Source organism: Arachidicoccus ginsenosidivorans, from assembly GCF_007971385.1.
In the GTDB taxonomy this organism is placed as follows: domain Bacteria; phylum Bacteroidota; class Bacteroidia; order Chitinophagales; family Chitinophagaceae; genus Arachidicoccus; species Arachidicoccus ginsenosidivorans.
In genome coordinates, this window is the sequence record NZ_CP042434.1 from 4,923,548 (window position 1) to 4,942,409 (window position 18,862).

The 18,862-nt window shown below is 41.3% G+C and carries 12 protein-coding genes; 9 read left to right on the top strand and 3 right to left on the bottom strand.

The genetic code is table 11. The annotated features are described in order from the left end of the window. Positions 1-112 precede the first annotated feature (112 nt). The 3 genes from FSB73_RS19770 (at position 113) to bglX (ending at position 4,422) form a co-directional block, all read left to right on the top strand. Positions 113-1,669: a family 43 glycosylhydrolase gene (locus FSB73_RS19770; protein WP_225974200.1), complete on the top strand. Its 1,557-nt coding sequence runs from the start codon at positions 113-115 to the stop codon at positions 1,667-1,669. Between the two features lie 50 nt (positions 1,670-1,719). Next, positions 1,720-1,875, top strand: coding sequence for a hypothetical protein (locus FSB73_RS25695; RefSeq protein ID WP_225974201.1), 156 nt, complete (start codon positions 1,720-1,722; stop codon positions 1,873-1,875). A gap of 117 nt (positions 1,876-1,992) precedes the next feature. Then, complete coding sequence (gene bglX / locus FSB73_RS19775) at positions 1,993-4,422, top strand: beta-glucosidase BglX (protein WP_146786207.1); 2,430 nt, start codon at positions 1,993-1,995, stop codon at positions 4,420-4,422. Between the two features lie 258 nt (positions 4,423-4,680). Here bglX and FSB73_RS19780 read toward each other — a convergent pair whose 3' ends face one another. Further along, complete coding sequence (locus FSB73_RS19780; protein WP_146786212.1) at positions 4,681-5,652, bottom strand: DUF3472 domain-containing protein; 972 nt, start codon at positions 5,650-5,652, stop codon at positions 4,681-4,683. A 649-nt stretch (positions 5,653-6,301) separates the two neighbouring features. Here FSB73_RS19780 and FSB73_RS19785 point away from each other — a divergent pair. After that, complete coding sequence (locus FSB73_RS19785) at positions 6,302-6,670, top strand: VOC family protein (protein WP_146786215.1); 369 nt, start codon at positions 6,302-6,304, stop codon at positions 6,668-6,670. Positions 6,671-6,779: 109 nt separating this feature from the next. Here FSB73_RS19785 and FSB73_RS19790 read toward each other — a convergent pair whose 3' ends face one another. Together FSB73_RS19790 and FSB73_RS19795 are read right to left on the bottom strand one after the other, a co-directional pair. Further along, entirely contained in the window at positions 6,780-8,519 is a 1,740-nt protein-coding gene (locus tag FSB73_RS19790) for a hypothetical protein (RefSeq protein WP_146786219.1), read from the bottom strand. 232 nt (positions 8,520-8,751) lie between these two features. Then, the gene (locus tag FSB73_RS19795; RefSeq protein ID WP_225974202.1) at positions 8,752-9,882 is read right to left on the bottom strand and encodes a 6-bladed beta-propeller; all 1,131 of its coding nucleotides are present in this window, start codon (positions 9,880-9,882) and stop codon (positions 8,752-8,754) included. Positions 9,883-10,552: 670 nt separating this feature from the next. Here FSB73_RS19795 and FSB73_RS19800 point away from each other — a divergent pair. The 5 genes from FSB73_RS19800 (at position 10,553) to FSB73_RS19820 (ending at position 18,769) form a co-directional block, all read left to right on the top strand. Beyond that, positions 10,553-11,464 (top strand): sterol desaturase family protein, encoded by a 912-nt coding sequence (locus tag FSB73_RS19800; RefSeq protein ID WP_146786225.1) that lies wholly within the window; start codon positions 10,553-10,555, stop codon positions 11,462-11,464. Positions 11,465-11,939: 475 nt separating this feature from the next. After that, positions 11,940-12,596 (top strand): ATP-binding cassette domain-containing protein, encoded by a 657-nt coding sequence (locus FSB73_RS19805; RefSeq protein WP_146786229.1) that lies wholly within the window; start codon positions 11,940-11,942, stop codon positions 12,594-12,596. Positions 12,597-12,972: 376 nt separating this feature from the next. Further along, entirely contained in the window at positions 12,973-13,566 is a 594-nt protein-coding gene (locus FSB73_RS19810) for an RNA polymerase sigma factor (RefSeq protein WP_146786232.1), read from the top strand. Between the two features lie 141 nt (positions 13,567-13,707). Continuing rightward, on the top strand, positions 13,708-15,165 hold the full coding sequence (locus FSB73_RS19815) for a FecR family protein (protein ID WP_146786234.1): 1,458 nt from the start codon (positions 13,708-13,710) through the stop codon (positions 15,163-15,165). Positions 15,166-15,349: 184 nt separating this feature from the next. After that, a complete protein-coding gene (locus FSB73_RS19820) occupies positions 15,350-18,769 on the top strand; it encodes a TonB-dependent receptor (protein ID WP_158639626.1) in 3,420 nt (1,139 codons plus the stop codon). Positions 18,770-18,862 lie beyond the last annotated feature (93 nt).

Consider the following 18,862-nt stretch of genomic DNA (forward strand, 5'->3'; position numbering starts at 1 on the left):
AAGTTATGTTTAACTAATGCCGTCTCATTGCATTCAACACCATCTAATCCATTCTATTATGAAACGAAGTAATTGTAAAACCCGAAGATTCTATTATTTTATAGCAAGCCTTATGACACTGCTTTTTTGCGCACAGCTAGTCTTTGCCCAACAACGATCCCCAGATTCCCCAAGTCCAATGCGAACCTATTGCAATCCGGTTAATATAGACTACGGCTATTTGCCCATTCCTAATTTTGCGCTGTGGGGTAAACACCGCACAACGGCCGACCCGGTGATTGTCAATTATAAAGGGGATTATTATTTATTTTCCACCAATCAAAAAGGCTATTGGTGGAGTGATAATATGGCGGATTGGCATTTTAATAGCCACAGTTTTCTGCGCCCCTGGAATACAGGTACCTATGATGATCTCTGCGCCCCGGCCGTGGGTATTATTGGCGATACGATGCTGGTATTTGGCTCTACTTATACCAGCAATTTTACAATCTGGATGAGTACCAATCCTAAGGCCAATGAGTGGAAACCGCTCGTCGACTCTTTTTCGCTGGGTGGTTGGGATCCCGCCTTTTTCACCGATGATGATGGCAAACTTTATATGTATAACGGTAGCAGCAACCGCTACCCGACCTACGGCATTGAATTAAACAGAAAGACTTTGCAGCCTATCGGCTATAGAAAGGAAATCTATTTTTTGGAAGACTGGCGTTACGGCTGGCAGCGTTTTGGAGAAAACTGGGATAATACCTTTTTAGATCCATTTATTGAAGGTAGCTGGATGACAAAACACCATGGCAAGTACTATTATCAATACGCGGCCCCGGGTACCCAGTTCAGTGGTTACGCCGATGGGGTGATTGTTGGCAATAGTCCCCTAGGTGGCTTTACCCCGCAACCAGATCCCTATAGTCTGAAAGCCGGTGGATTTGCCCGCGGAGCGGGCCATGGATCCACCTTTAAAGATAACAAGGGTAACTACTGGCATGTGAGTACCATTGAAATCTCTGTTAAAAATGATTTTGAAAGGCGCATTGGTATCTGGCCTGTTGGTTTTGACAAACAGGATGTAATGTGGTGTAATACAGCTTTTGGGGATTATCCTCATTACCTGCCTTCAGAGAAAAACTGGCAGGATAATCCCAGTTATGATTCCAGTTATTTTACTGGCTGGATGCTGCTCAATTATAACAAGCCTGTCAGGGTCAGTTCCACCCTGGGTAGTTATGCAGCCAATAATGCGGTCGATGAAAGAATACAGACTTATTGGAGTGCGGCCACGGCAAGTAAAGGTGAATATATAATATCGGATCTGGGTCGTATTGCCACGGTTCGTGCGGTGCAAATTAATTACGCGGACCAGGACGCCACCTTAATGGGTAAACAAACCGGTATTTTTATTCAATACAGGCTCTATGATTCTAAGGATGGGACACACTGGCATTTACTGGTGGATAAGTCCCATAATAAAAAGGATGTGCCGCATGACTATGTACCGCTCGCCTCGCCTGTTGAAGCCAGATATATCAAAGTGGAAAATATACACATGCCGACCGGCAAATTTGCGATCAGTGGCCTAAGGGTCTTTGGTCGTGGACATGGGGATTTGCCGGACAGCGTGGTGGATTTTAGTGTTTTTAGAGGGAAAAAGATGGTCGTAACGCCTGGCTGAAATGGAAACCTTCTGACGATGCATATGCTTATAATATTTATTATGGCACTGTGCCTGGGAAGCTATACAACTGTATCATGGTCTATGGGGATAACCAGTATTGGATCAAGTTGCTGGACAAATTATCAACCTACTATTTTCAGATAGAAGCCATTAATGAAAATGGCGTATCTAAAAAGACCCAAGTGATGAAGGTAGGGATTTGATAATAAATAAACAGTAAATAATTAAATATAAAATCCAGTTACACTGGCATCTGTAAAACGCCGTTGCTTATACGCCTACCAAGGATGTTTTTGACAAGCAATTTTAAAAAAAAGACCATGAAGAAAATAGCATTGTGGAGTTTGATCTTCATCTACCCGGCCTTAGGCCTTTACGCTCAGACGCAGCGGATCAGTAGCCCAGCCAGGCTGCCTGTTAACCAAGATTTAAGCCAGACATGCTCCCTCGGATCTGCTTTGGCAGTAAAAGTAAATACTGCACAAGTAAATACAGTAAAAGTAAATACAGTAATTGCTGCCAGCAAAGATTTGGTTAAGCGTCAACAAATGGAAGATTTTATTGATGCCTTAATGGCTAAGATGACATTGGAAGAAAAAATCGGCCAATTAAATTTACCTGGAGCGGGTGATTTTACCACCGGACAGGCTAAAAGTACAGATATTGCCAGCAGTATCCGTAAGGGCAAGGTCGGCGGGCTTTTTAACATTAAATCAGTTGCTAAAATAAAAGCAGTGCAACAAATTGCGGTTAATGAAAGCAGGCTCAAAATACCCCTTATATTTGGGATGGATGTGATTCATGGCTATGAAACGGAGTTTCCCATTCCTTTGGGACTTTCCTGTAGCTGGGATACGGCATTAATTAGAAAGACTGCCCAGGTGGCCGCTCAGGAAGCAAGTGCAGATGGTATTTGCTGGACATTTAGTCCTATGGTGGATATTGCCCATGATGCCCGTTGGGGCAGAGTGGCAGAAGGCTCAGGAGAAGATCCTTTTTTAGGTAGTGCTATTGCTAAAGCCATGGTGGAGGGGTATCAGGGAGATCTTACCTCTAATGAAAATATATTGGCCTGTGTCAAGCATTTTGCCTTGTATGGCGCCGTGGAAGCTGGCCGGGATTATAACTCCGTGGATATGAGCCATATAAAAATGTATAATCAATATTTTCCGCCCTATAAGGCAGCAGTAGACGCTGGCGCAGGTAGTGTGATGTCTTCCTTTAATATTGTGGATGATATACCCGCTACTGGCAACCACTGGCTTTTAACAGATGTGCTGCGTCATCAGTGGGGCTTCAAAGGATTCGTTGTCTCCGATTATACCGCTGTCAATGAGATGGTTGCCCATGGCATGGGTGATCTGCAACAGGTCAGTGCCCTGGCCTTAAAAGCCGGACTGGATATGGATATGATCGGTCAGGGCTTTTTAACAACCCTTAAAAAGTCACTGATGGAAGGCAAAATCAGCCTGCAGGATATCAATTATGCCTGCCGTAGAATACTTGAGGCCAAATACAAATTGGGGCTGTTTAAAGATCCTTACAAATACTGTGATCCGACAAGAGCGGCCACGCAAATTGCGACTAAACAGCATTTTGACTTTGCTAGAAAAGTAGCCGCACAAAGCTATGTGCTGCTAAAAAATAAGGATCAGCTTTTGCCCTTAAAACCAACTGGTACCATTGCCGTTATCGGTCCACTTGGCGACGCCGCTGACCAGATGGGTGGCACCTGGAGCATTGCGGCTAAACTTAAAAAAGATGGTTCCGTATTACAGTCCATAAAAGATTATGTCGGTGGTAAGGCGACCGTATTATATGCATTGGGGGCCAACCTGACTAGAGACAGCGCCCTGCAAAACCGGGCCACTATGTTTGCCAAAGACATGAAAAGAGACCCAAGGTCCCCCAAGGCCTTAATTGAAGAGGCCGTTAGAGTGGCTGCAAAAAGTGATGTGATTGTGGCAGCGCTTGGCGAGAGCGCTGAATTTAGCGGCGAATGTTCCAGCAGAACGGATATTACCATTGGAGATGTGCAGCAGGCACTCTTAAAAGCACTGGTGGCCACTGGCAAGCCTGTAGTGGTGTTACTATTTAACGGGAGACCGCTTGCCATCCCCTGGGCACAAAAGCATGTGCCAGCTATTTTGGATGTGTGGTTTGGAGGCAGTATGGCAGGTCCTGCTATTGCGGATGTTTTATTTGGCAGGGTAAATCCTTCGGCCAAGCTTACCATGACTTTCCCCCAGACGGTCGGTCAGGAACCGATGTATTATAATCATATGAATACAGGCCGCCCACTTGAACCGGGCCACTGGTTTGAGAAATTCCGGTCCAATTACCTGGATGTTTCCAACGACCCGGTCTATCCTTTTGGCTACGGGCTAAGTTATACCACATTTACCTATGGAAAGATGCATTTAAGTCAGCAAGACCTAAAAGGGAATCAGACATTGACAGCCTCCGTAGAACTGACCAATACGGGCAAGTATAAAGGAAAAGAAATCGTCCAGCTCTATATCCGCGATATGGTGGGCAGTATTACTAGACCCGTTGAAGAGCTAAAAGGTTTTAAAAAGGTAGAACTGGCACCCGGGCAAAGCACGACTGTCAGCTTTCAGATTACCCCTGATTTATTGAAATTCTATAATGGCGATCTTAATTATGATTGGGAAAGTGGCCAGTTTTCAATTATGATTGGTCCGAGTTCTAAAGAGGTGCAAAAGCAAATGGTGCATTGGGAAAAATAAAGCTAAGTCGTTTTTAGTGACGGGTGGCTACTAAGGGCTGATTGTACAGATTTGTCCATAAATTACGATGCAGGGCGGTTAATAACCGCTCCTGATACTGAATTGGACTTTTTATTTGAAGCTGAATTTTTGAAGCAAGTGGCTAGCTGCTGCCCTGCCGCTTATTAATGCTCGTGTTAGCTGACCTTTGTGTGAAGCGCTATCCATTATGTTGAATTCTGTACATTTTTACCTGGCCTAGGTTAAAGCCAGTTTGGCTTATTTGGATGACCCGATTATATTGGGAGCCGGTTTTTCCCAGTGCCCCAAATTATGCTGTACATCAAATGTGCTATCATTATGATACAGCGTTACCTGGGCCGAGACGGATTTAAAGCCATTATCTGCTGTGACGGGCTCTCCGGAATTGGTATGGTTATGAAAACTTACAGGCCGGATCTTGCCGCCATCTGCTGTGATGTCCACGCAAGCCATGGCGGAAGGCTGAAAACTTGATGGGTCGGTAAACTTAACGTTACCGTTCAATGACTGCCACCAGTGGAGGTCTTCGCCAAACATACTGGTGTGGGGTGACCACTGAGTGCTGCTTTTACCATTAATTATGGCTGGTACACGCTGCTCTCCCACAAAGTCTTTCTTTTTGGTGTTAAGATCAGTAATATAAAGGCCCCACCATTTACCTTTCTCGTCCTGGCCACTTGGACCTGCTTTTAGTTCAAAACGGTAATGGTGTCCAACCACCCATTTATAAGGCATCATAATCTGAAAGCCGCCGCTTTCGCCGTTGGATTTATTAACCCAGGCGGGTGATTTACCCCCATTGGAACCCCAGATGGAAAAATTAATGACTTTGCCCTTTTGTTTGTTTTTAAAAATGCCATTCGTCTGAAACCCTGCGTAACCGCGGCCAACTGCCCCAGTGGCATTCTGCAGACCAAAATTATAGGCATAATAATGTAAAAGTCCTGCTTTAGCCAGACTCTCTGGCGGATCCTGCACGGGGATAAAAGTCCATTCCAGGCTATTATAAGTCTGATCATTGGGGAAATACCAGTCAGAATACGTGCCACCTGGACTATAATAGACGGGTGTGACAGATAAGTTCGTTACACTTTTAGGCGTTTGGGCAAGTAGCAAGGTGCCTGCTGATAAACAGGATAAAAGGATAAAGCAGCCAATTAAGCAGGTGATGCGCTGTTTGCCATTTTTTGATAAGCATGTTTTTTGCATGGATATTTAAGTTTATTGGTTTTGCCGCTGTCTTTTATAAAAATAAAACACATAAATATAAGACACAAACAGCTATTTTGGGCCTGCCTAAAGGTGTTCCAATTTTGATTTGCATTGATTTATTGTAACTGTTTGAATATTAATTGTCTATATTAATTATTAAAGGCGGTGATTTCGTTCGCGGCTACATTAAATTTTAAGGAGTTCTGATAAGCTGGCATCTCCCCCCCCTATACGATGGCTGTTAAAGCGGATTGCTAAGCAAGTGACCTGACTGTGGTAGGACTTCTTTAGTTAAACTAAAAGAGTCTTTTGTAGCTCAAGAAAATTGTGTAATTTCAAAAAATGTGCGCCGAAAACAAGTTGGCAATTGACCTGGTAAAACATGGATTGAGGCGTCGATTTTGGAAGTCATGTCAAAATGTAGATGGCGAAATGTAAAAAAAATCGCATTTAGAAGCAAGCTCCCAGGAAGTAGCTGTAATGATCCTGTCGGCAACTAGTAAACTCAAAATGCATTTTAAAGCATAACAAACGTAAAAAGATGAAAAAAAGCGCGTTGATAATTTTAGCCCTAATGGGGGCCTTCTTTTTGGGGTACGCCTTCAAATCAAATAAAGAAAATACAAATAATTTTAAAAAAGAAACCATGAAAAAAGTAACAGGAATTGGCGGGATTTTTTTCAAATGTAAGGATCCCAAAAAAATGACTGCCTGGTATCAAAAGCATCTGGGGCTGGATACAAATCCATACGGCGCCACCTTTCAGTGGTATGAAAGCCCAGACAGTGCCTCCAAGGCAGAGACGCAGTGGACCCCCTTTGCACAGACTACTGATTATTTTGATAAAGACTTTATGATTAATTACCGGGTGGAAAATTTAGTAGCCCTTGTAGAAGAATTGAAAAAGGAAGACGTACAGATCTTAGATGATATTCAAAGCTATGACTATGGTAAATTTGTGCATATTTTGGATGCGGAGGGCAACAAAATTGAATTATGGGAACCTATAGACTAGCGCCCTTTAAATAATAAAAATCTACGATTGAAACTGACCCGTCAAAGGGCAGTCCTTTACAGGAAGGAAAGCCCTTTTTGACATGCCAGTAATGTTGCTGTTTCAAAAACTATCGTACCCCAAAATCAAATTCTATGCTTCCCTTACGGGGCGTGATGGAATAGATCTGGTGGTCGGTCGGCGTTTTGCTTTGATCTACAAATTGTCCTTTGAGTAAGTTTACTGTGTATCCGTGATTTTTAAACTGACATTGGATACTATTGGTGTTAATTTGTTTAAAGGGCAGTTCGGTGTTATTAAAACTTAGCAGACTCATTTTCCAGATTGTATTTTCAGGGGCGTCCAGTAGTTGAACATTCATATTACGTTCACCTAAAATGATGTTGAGGATTCCCGCATTATTTTGCAAAGGCCAACTAATTTGCATTTTAGTCGCATCCAGGCGGGTAATCGTTGGTCGGCCGCCTTGCATTTTTTCAAATACCCCCTGCTTTTTAATCCAAAAAACCAGTCCTGCCCTACTGGTATCTGCTTTATTACTCCAGAAATGCCCATCCACAAAAGGCAGGGTAAATAAGGCGCATTTAGGCCCCACCGCTTTTTGGCTGAAATAAGGAGAAACAAAACTTTGATCAAATAGATGGATATCTCTGATGCGCAACTGATCGCCATGCCAAAGTAGGTTAATCCGGTAAAACCGACTATCCATCCAAAGTGTTTTCTGATTTTTACCCGGTAGGTCTTCCATGGCTGTTACTGCCGTTACCGGTGTGACTTTAAAATGCTTTTTGTACCATATAGCGGTCCTTGCCATGGTTTCAACCTGCAGTTTCCCGGCTTTTTGTAGGGCCGCTATTTTTTTTAATTGATAACTGAGGCCAGACTGCATGGCCTTCCAGGTAAAAGAATTTTCCTGGCCCGCCTGTGTATAGCCAAAGGCCATCGCCTCTCCATCTATCAGCGTCTTTAAAAACCAGTTGACCCAGGTGCTGTCTCCTCCGCCAAACTTATAAACGGGCTCTAGGGTAACTACCCCTTGATGACCCGTTCCGATACCATTATCGTATTGACGGATTGGGTCACTGCCTAGCATCCTGAAAACAGGTACCGGGATTTGACCTTTAACTGTCTGGGCAGGCATATAAGCATTCAGTTTACTGGGATAATAGGCTTGATTCCAATACCCGCCCCATAAGGTATAGCCGTCTGTACCGATCTGGTCTTTACAATTACAAGAAGCGATGATGCCATATTTTTGATACATATAGTTCAGGCTATAGCTGTCCAGATACCAGCAACCCACCGTTTTAGGATAGTAGCCGAATACTTTTTTAAAACTGGCCATATATGTATCAATCAGCTTTTCTCTTTCCTTAGGCGTATAACCTGTTGTAAAATCCACATCTGCTCTGGAATCCCAGGCTGAATTTCCACGCCATGTGAGGCCAGCATTTTGAGCAAGTGGTCTGGGCACTTCTAGCCAGCCACCTATTTCAAAGCGGTCTTTGGGTAAGGATTTCAACAATTTTTGATATCTGTTGTCCAGCAAGGCATCGTATTGCAACAAAAAGGTTCCGGAAAGCTGATATTTATTGATGAGCTCGACCTGTTTTACCACAGTCTGGTAGAGCACTTCCTCGGTTATAGCCGGATCGCGTGGCTCCAATAGACGGATGAAATTGACAATATGTACAATCTTGGGACTTCCATTCACTATACCAGGTATGGCTTTTGTGGCTTGGTTGAACAAATTCTTTTGCGTAGGGGCGGCACGTGTTGTATGCAGTATAAATAGCAGTGCACAAAAGACAGTAATTGCCTTGCCAAAATTATTAACCATTTTATTCATACTCGATTTATTGTATGGGTGTTTTTTATTACACGATAAACGATAGCTAAGATACCAATAGTTTAGGCAATATAGTGGGTAAATAAGTATTTGTTTAATATTCCAGAGGGCGTTGATGATGGCCCGCTGCCTTTGAGGGGATTAAATAATCGTTTTAGAAGCTAATGTTTGCAAATAGTAAGTTTGCAAAGGCAGAATTATCCTTACGTGCTAACAGTTTTTTTGAGTGAGATTATAGATTCTCTTTCAATTTTGCCTCCATGAGCACCGGATTGCTTCTTCTATTCTCATGGGCAAAATATCGATTCAAAACTGGGCCAAAATTATGGCTTTTTTCTTTATGTTCTTTAATTGAAATTAAAGTGGAAGATGCAATGCATGAATATAAATGATGGTTTTTATAAACCACCATGGTTTCTCCAAACTGTGGGCTTGCAAAGGGCAGGTAACTGGACAAGCTGTCACCGGTCACTTTTCCAAGTGATAGAAGCAAACCCGTTTTTAAATTATATAAGTAGGTCCAGTTATTTGTTAGATAGCCTACATTTCTTAAAGAAAAAAGTAGTAAGTTTTCCTTAGGTTTAAAAATGTTTTCAATGGATTCAAATTTACCCTTACTAGCCGCATTGAAGTAGACGTACTTAGCCCTTTTTTGGGCATAGGTGCTGTCAGCTGAAAAATTATTGGGCAAAGAATATTTAAGTGGGAATATAAATTGATAATGGATGATATGGGTATAATCTTTTAATTGATAGACGTTATAATCGCCTGGCAAAGAAAAAAATACATTTTCGGGGTCTTCTGATTTGTTCAGTGAATTCATGTATTGATTGAGCTCAGACAGCCCGAATCTGGGATCATATGGCAGGGCAAATCGGGCGCTTTTTAAGTAATCTCCCGAATACGCGATATTATACTTGACTTTTGGGGAATTTTCAGATGGAGCACCTTGCTCTAGCTGGTAAATTATATGGCCATTTTGCAACCAAACAAGACTATTTATATTTTTACCAAGGTTGACCTTTTTTAAAAAATTACCTTTTAAATCGTAAATGGAAATTTCATGGATGGCAGTCTGAACCAATAATTCACTTTTGCGTCTATCAATAGTGAAGTAATCAAAATAATGATCCGCCTGCCGTGGACGTATTTTAAAGTCAAAACTGCCATCCTTTCTAAAAAATAAAATGGATTTGGTTTGCTGGTCGAGTACAATAAAGTGGGTTTGGGTAACTGCTAACTGGTCAATTTTGCCAAATAAACTTTCCTTGGTAGTTTCTAAAGGAATAAAGCGAAATGTATTAAAATATTGAGAGATCGTGCCCCCACGTGCATTATCCGGATCAATGAAGACTTTATTCACTTTTTGAGCGAAAAGCGATTTGGACGAATAAGAAAGAAAAAAGAGGAGTATATATTTTATCATAATTATATTGGCATCTTTATATTTTCACACCTGATTATTCTATTTTGTAGACATTGATTGTAAAGCTTATTTTATTAACTTCATAATATTTGGCTGTACCTGATCTGCATAATTTTCTGTATTGTACATGCAGCTTTGACTAATATGGATATATTTTTTTGTAATTTACTATATTTTATAGCTTTATAATTATTTATTTGTATAAAGTTGCCTTGCCCTCGCATTACAAAACCTATTAAATAATAGGCACCTGAGTAGCCAACGGCTCTGCACAATCTTATTTATTGAAAAGTCAATACTTAAACCCATTTTAAAACCGGCAAAGGACCGGTCGTAAAAAACTATGCCTATGGATTATTGTATTGGTTTTAGTTATATATAAACACCAAATACAACATAGTTGAACAAAAATATTGAATCACACAATACCCAAGTTAATTACGCAAAATAATTGGCCAAATAATTTCCATTCTTGTTTTCTTGGAATAAGTATTAGTATTTGCAGGTAATCATTACATAACACGATTTAAATTAATATTGTATTAATCATAAAGCTTTAACACTTGATGGCACTGTTTTTACGTTGAATCCATTATATTTGTTATACATGATATTTAATGCAATCAGCGATTTATTCGCCGCTCCCCCCATTCCCTATGAACAAATCCTTCACCTGGAAAGCAGAGCACCCAATCTTATTGTCTATGCCATACCCTTTATGGCCTTTTTTACTTTACTAGAAATGGGCGTTTCTTGGTATGAGAACCATAAGCTTTATAAAGTAAAGGAAAGCATAGGTTCTACGCTGGTTGGTTTGGGTAATGTTTTAATTAACTTATTACTCAAAATCGTTTTACTTTATTTCTTTGTTTGGCTTTATAACGTACTGCCCTGGCGCATGGCACTGGCGTGGTGGACACTGATACCCTGTTATATCTTATTTGATTTTTGCAGTTATTGGGCGCATAGATTTTCACATTCGCAAAGGTTTTTATGGTCTACCCATGTAGTCCATCACTCAGCAGAAAGTTACAATTTAACCGTGTCCTTCAGACTTAGCTGGATCCAGAATATTAAAATTATTTTTTTCTTACCGGTGGCGCTCTGTGGATTTCATCCATTGGTATTTTTTGTCGTTAGTCAGATCAGCGTGCTGTTTCAGTTTTGGGTCCATACGGAATACATCAAGAAGTTACCCCGCTTTTTTGAGTATATATTTGCCACTCCCTCCAATCACCGGGTACATCACGGCTCACAAGAGAAATACCTGGATAAAAATTTTGCAGCCACTTTTATTTTTTGGGACAGACTATTCAATACCTATCAAAAAGAGGAGGAGAAACCGATTTATGGCTTGACCACTAAAATCGGTAATCGCCTGAACCCCATATATCTTAATTTCCATGAATTAAATGATATTTACAAGGATGTCCGTCGTGCAAAGGGCTGGCGCAAAAAATGGTTTTATTTATTTGGCAGCCCTGTGGCTGTGGACAAGGAGAAAAAAAGTACCGGGTAGGAAGTTGTGGTAGGTTATGCAGTGATTTGTGCAGTGATTTGTAGAGTAATTTGTGCCTTGCCTCCTATTAATAAGGCTTTAGCGCTTACATGTTGGCTGGATTACTTGAATAAATTTGAATTTGAGCTCAATTTCCTTAATTTAGACCTGCAAATTGGTCTATGTATAAAAATAGCTGGCATAAACAAATAAGGCGCATCTTCACCTTTTATCGGAATCATTTTCTGATAGGAATAGTGATTTCTCTTTTATGTCTGTGGGTACTCATTTCTAATGGATTGATTGCTTTTCAAGGATGCTTTTGGCTAAAACTTGTGAGCTATGGCATTGTCTATTACTTCATCAACCAGTTGCGCAAAAATGAGTACCACTATTATAACAATCTTGGGCTGAAAAAAAGCGTTCTGTGGGTCACGACCCTTTCTATTGATTTTTCTACTTATATTTTAATGATCATTGCAAGTTATCGAATTGGATGGATCCCACACACTATACATTAGAAATTGACAGCATCTTACTGGATTTTGGCAGGAGGCGGCTTTTGTCAGATATTTACATAAAATGTGGTCAAGGCCAGATTACCACGCTAATTGGCAGGAATGGTTCAGGTAAATCCTGCCTGATGCAAATTATTATGGGCGAATTAAATCCATTAAGCAAATCCGTCAGGATCAATCATAAAAGCATTCAGGCGGCCCATCCTGCCATCAATTATCTGCCCCAATCTCATTTTGTTCCAGGACACTTACGTGTTATGGATGTTTTTGCGGACCACCAGATCAGTGAAGCAGACTTTGAGGCAGATTTTCCGGATCTTACAACTATTATCCAACAGCGATTCAATAAACTTTCCGGTGGCTTAAAACGTCTGGTTGAAGTATATGCTCTTATAAAAAGTGCAGCTGCCTTTTCATTGCTAGATGAGCCTTTTACCCAAATCATGCCTGTTCATATGGAAAAGATCAAGCCCTTGATTAAAGCCCAAAAACATAAAGGCTTTTTGATTACAGATCACTTGTACCGGGATGTTCTGGAAATCGCAGATACCAGCTATTTATTGCAAAATGGTAAAACCTGGCCGGTAAAATCCTTGGAAGATCTGCAAAGCAGAGGGTATATTCCCCAACTGTAAGGTGGCCTACTGCGGCTTGATGCAAACAAAGCTGACCACTGAACCCTTAGTTAATTATCAATCGATGATTATTTTATAGAAATTGTGGATACTTTGGACAAAAGGAATCGATTACAACGAATTATAAATCAATAAGATCATTTACTTTACCCCTGTACCGTTCAACGTTCTGATCCGTTAAGTAAAATGTTATTCAAATTTCAAAAGTACTTCCTGCAGGCATATATTCGGTTGTCTAAAGGGCAAAATGATATAATGTAATGGTTTATAATAAATTAAATATCACCTTGGAAGGCGGAGTATAAAAATAAATTTGGCAGTAATAAAAATTGCGTTAATTTGGTGATTCAAATTTAATGCAAATTTCATCTCCTACATGCAAAGTCTTGAATCTTATCCAGACGAGCAATTATTGCAGTTAATGACTACTGGTAGTGAAAACGCTTTCACAGTGTTATATAGCCGCTACCATAATAAATTGTACAATTTTGCCTTCCAGTTATCCGGATCTGCTGAAGAGGCGAAAGATGTAGTACATGATGTCTTTTCCTGTCTTTGGGAAAAGCGGGACAGTTTTCAAGGCAAAGAAATTTTTGCCAGCTATTTATTTAAAATGATCCGCAATTACTCCATAGACCATCTGAGGCGGTTTTCTAAAAAGATGCAGATTCTCCATGAATTGACACCTGTAGTAAATGAAACGGCAGGTGCAGATCAGTGGGTTATATGTAAGGAATTGGAACAAAAAATCCAGGCCTCACTCAACTTGCTACCACCCCGACAAAAGGAAATTTTTATCCTGCACAGACAACAAGGCTTAAAATACACAGAAATTGCCGCAGCGCTTGGTTTATCCAAATCCACAGTGGAAAATCATTTTAGCCGGGCAATTGAAAAACTCCGCAAAAGCTTTGAATTTGAATACGAGCTGCTGGTCATAGCTCCCTTGCTGTTTTTAATCTGGAAATAAAGCGCCATAGCTTCGCTGTTTTGATTTCTATTATTTATTTTTAAAAGAGACTGGGTAGTTTTCTATTTTCAATCGTTTAATATCATGAACAGTTGTTAGGACGACTGTAATTTGGCAATATGCTCTAATTAATACCATGATATGACGGATCCATCGCGCTTTATTTATTTACTAAAATGTTATCTGGAGCATACCTGCTCCGGGGAACAGTTGCAGGAGTTTGCTACCTTGATTAGCCGGCTGGATGATAACACTTTGTCTGATCTGGTGGCAGATAATTGGAGTCATCATGTGGCAGTCAATAAGTTAGATGATAAGGAAGCTACCGCTATTTTAGATGATATTTTAAAAACTAAATCGAAGTCAGACTGGTCGGCGGATCTGGCTTCTAATCAGTTGTCAAAAGAGTCGTCCACGCAGACAACGGATGATATAGTGGAAAAACGTATTAATCAACTCCGAGACCGATACCAAGGCCAGGACCTGGCTAAAACCCCAAAGCCAGATCAGGTAATGGAGATGGCACCAATAGGTGAAGCAGATAATATTGCTACTGTAAATAAATATCTTCCAATAAACGCAAAAAGGAAAAAAAGTAGCAAATTGTACAGGGTTGCGGCAGCTATTATCGGGTTTTTAATACTGCTTGGGGCATTTTGGCAATTCCACTCTTTCAGACAAGACAAAACAAAACAACTTATTACTGAGGCCAATACAGCCCAGTCTCCCAAGGCAGATATTGCCCCTGGTACCAGTGGCGCCATTCTGACGCTGGCCAGTGGCAAACAAGTTATTCTGGACAGCCTTACGGCCAAGGGCGGACAACAATTACTAGCGGGGACTGCTGGCGCGATTGTAGAATTAAAGCCTGGTGGCATAGAATATACTGGACATGGGGCAAGTGCCAATGGCCCTGTAAAATACAATACACTTGCCACACCTGCCAGCCGTACTTTCCATGTTAAGTTACCAGATGGTACGGAGGTTTGGTTAAATGCTGCTTCTTCTATAAGGTATCCCGTTGCTTTTAATAAAAACCAAAGGGAAGTAACGATTACCGGAGAAGCTTATTTTGAAGTCGCCAAACTACAAAGAACGGATGGAAAAGGAAGGGTTCCTTTTATTGTGGATATACAAACAGGCAGAACTTCAAAATCACCATCACGCGTAGAGGTATTGGGTACGCATTTTAATATCAATGCATATGCTGACCAAGGCGAGATTAAAACGACCCTTTTGGAGGGGCGGGTGAACGTTTATGCTGCCGCTAGCAATAAAGCCACCGCCATTGTGCCGGGCGACCAGGCAGTGATGGGGACTTCCTTTAATAGTCCGGTAAGTGTGCATACAACCGATATCCAAAAAGCGGTCGCCTGGAAAAATGGTTATTTTGATTTTAATCAGGCTAGCCTAAAAGAGGTAATGCAACAGATTGGTCGCTGGTACAATGTAGAGATTGTTTATGCAGGTAATGTCCCTGAGCGGAAATTCTGGGGGAAAATTCAAAGAAGCCTCTATCTGACACAAGTATTATCAGTACTAGAACAAGTAGATATACATTTCAAAATAGAAAAAAACAAACTTATTGTGATGCCTTAAAATGCCCGTTTTTAAATAGCGGCCTAAGGCACGAAAAATAATTGATTCAATAGCGGACATAAAAAGACCGGAAAGTAAGATTGGCGTCCCTTCCCGGCCATGATTTTAGGCTATGATAATCAATAAAATAGATTCTTACGAACGGAAACTAATTCATTGTTTAACCTCAAACCATTACAAAAGTATGCAAATTCAACGGAAGATCTGCTTAAGTACAGCAGATAAAGCCCGGGCGCATTGCTTCAACAGGAACCGCAGGGATATTGCTGTTAAAAAAACAGTACCCAGTTCCTCAATGATTCACCCCACTAAAATAGTGCTGGTCATGAAACTGACTTTTATTCTGACTATTTTTTGTATGTTAAGTGCCACGGCGAAGGTAACCTCGCAGGTGGTAACTTATAATGCCCAAAGGACGACGCTGGCAAATGTCTTTAAGGAGGTAGAAGCACAAACAGGTTTTGTGATTTTCTGCGATTATCGGTATGTTCAAAATAGCAAGGCCATCGCCGTACATGCCAAAAAGGAACCGCTAAAGCAGTTTCTCCAAAAAATCCTTGGTCCGGAAAAACTCACTTTTTCCATTGAGGATAAGACTATTGTGATTTCAAAAAACAAGGTGCCCAGCTACGAAAAATTGCCGCCCAATTTACAGGCAGCGGTCGCCGCAAAACCAGTTATCAGTATACAGGGAACGGTCACTGATCCTAACGGGGAGCCATTATCAGGTGCCAGCGTATCGGTCAGGGGTAGCGCTAAAGCAGTAATAACCAACCTGACGGGTCATTTTGAACTAAGCGTAGATGATGCGGATGCTACTTTGATCGTGAGTATGGTGGGATACAACAACAAAGAGGTTTCCTTAAAGGGCCAAAAGGAGGTTCATATTACACTTACGCCAAAAGTGAACAATCTGGATTCTATTATCATTGTGGGGTATGGTACACAAAGGAAAGTAGATTTGACAGGTGCGGTAGCCACCATTAGCGGCAAGGAACTTTCCAATAAACCTGTCCCTAATGCCGTAGCAGCCTTACAAGGTGCCTTGCCTGGTGTTACCATTACCAGAAGCAGCGGACAACCGGGTAAAGAAAGTTATGGTATCCGCATCAGGGGTTTTTCCTCAGTGAATGGCAGTTCTCCTTTAGTGCTTATTGATGGCATTGAAGGCGATATGACTTTACTTAATCCGGATGATATTGAAAATGTATCCATCCTAAAAGATGCTGCGGCTGCCGCCATTTATGGCGCCAGAGCTGCAGCGGGGGTAATTTTGATTACCACAAAAAAAGGCGTTGTTGGTGCTACCAGGGTCAATTTTAATGCCTATTACGGTGTTGATATTACGGCCAGGCAACCGCAAAGGCTCAATTCTTGGGATGAACAAACTTTAATTGATGAGGCGCGTTTTAATGCTACGGGCGCCAAGGAGTTTTCAGATGAGCAGTTGCAATGGCTAAAAAATCCAAATTTTGATTATCGGCCTAATATATCCGGTCAAGACCGTTGGGATTATTACGATAATACCAACTGGCTGCAGGAAGGCATGAATAAATATAATCCCAGCCAGAACTACTCTTTGTCGGTTGGTTCAGGGACGAAGAAACTGAACTATTTACTATCGGGAGGCTATTATAGTAGACGGGGTATCCTAAAATACGGTCCGGATGATAATCACCGCTATAATATCCGGCTGAACGTCAATAGCGAGATGAATAAATACATGGATCTGTCCTTAAAGGCCAGCTATGCTGGTTCCTTTATTAATCAGAACTCCTACGGAGAAACCAGTATTGTTGAAAGGCTTTACAGAATCCGTACCCGTCAATCCTTATATGTTCCCGCAGAAGACCAGACTGGTCAGATTTATAATGGTGATCTGCAGGTAAATCCGGTGGATATTGAAAAGAATGCCGGACTGGAAACCCAGAATTACGAAGTTTTTAATGGCCAGGCGGCTTTAAAAATCCATGATCTGATTAAAGGCCTGTCGCTCAATATTATCGCTTCCCGCTCTCAGGGCTTTTATAATCAGGAGTCTCGTAAAAGAAGCCTGTATTGGTATGGCAGAAGTACAAATACCATACGGTTTACGGCCAATGTACCTAACTCCCTGAGCAAGACTAAGAACAAATCCTATGATAACAATATGCAGGCTTACCTCAATTATGATTTAAACTTAAATGAGGATCATCATTTTAAAATCATGGGTGGGTGGCAGTTTGAAGAGTATCGTCAAGATGAGATGTCGGCCTCTGCCACTTCGATGATCACCAACGATTTTTTCAGCTTCAACTATGCGGACCTGTTGACCAAGACCAATGGGGATGATATCCAGACCTGGGCCATGGGGTCCTATTTTGGTCGGTTTAATTATGACTACAAGGATAAATATCTTTTTGAAGCTAATCTGCGCTATGATGGGAGTTCAAGACTATCTCCGGAAAGCAGGTGGAGCGCCTTCCCTTCATTTTCCGCTGGTTGGAATTTAGCGAAAGAAGACTTTATCAAAAATGCCCTGCCTTTTGTCTCTACCTTAAAATTACGTGCTTCCTGGGGAAGACTGGGTAATGGGTCTGTACTTGGGCTCTATGATTATATTCCGCTGTTAAGTGTGGGAACCGATCTGGACTTCAATGACCAGAAAACGCAGTACCTCTATCAAAATGAGTTGGCTTCTTCTACCAAAACCTGGGAGATTGTCCAGACCTCCAATATCGGGCTAGACCTGGGTCTATTAAGTAACCGTTTAAATATCACGGCTGATTATTATATCAAGAAGAATAAAAACATGCTGGCACAATTGCCATTGCCAGCCATAATTGGAATTGATGTTCCTGCCATTAATGTAGGCGAACTCAAAACCTGGGGTTGGGAATTCAATGCGCAGTGGAAGGATAATTTTAGAAATGGATCTTATCAGATTGGGTTTAATATCTCCAATGACCAGAATAAACTCATCAAATACAGTGGTCAGAATTCCATTGGTACTGGTGGAACCATAGATTTGTTGCAGGGTTATGCCCTCAATACGATCTGGGGGTATAAAACCGACGGCTATTATCAAAATGCGGATGACTATGCCAATTACGGTGTGCAATCCTTTAATAATGCAAATGTCGGCCCTGGTGATGTTAAATACCTGGATCTGGACGGCAACAAAAAAATAGACGCCGGCGGTGGTACGCCTGAAGATCCGGGAGATTTAGTCTATTTAGGCACCGCCAACGGTCATTATCTCTATGGGTTGAATCTTGGCGTCAATTGGAAAGGCTTTGACTTTTCAGCATTTTTCCAAGGTGTTGGCCAGCGCAAGTTTTTAATCGACGCCTCCACTATGAATCCATTAAATGCCACCTCCAATATGCCTTGGTCTATTATGATGGACAGATGGACCCCGGACAACAGAAACGCCTATTTTCCCAGAGAATATCAGGGTTCCAATTTTAATTTTGAGCCCTCTGATAAATGGTTGCAAAACGGTGCTTATATCCGGCTTAAAAATGTTCAGCTAGGCTACAGCGTTCCACTTAAAAATCAATCATTCAACGGCTTAGAGTATACGTATCCGGACAGGATCTATGGGAACATACCAAGGTGCTGAGTGTATTTGATCCAGAAGTGCCAAATGGTGTACAGGCGGCTGCCTATCCCTTCTACAGAGTAGTGGCCTTTGGGTTAAATATGACGTTTTAAG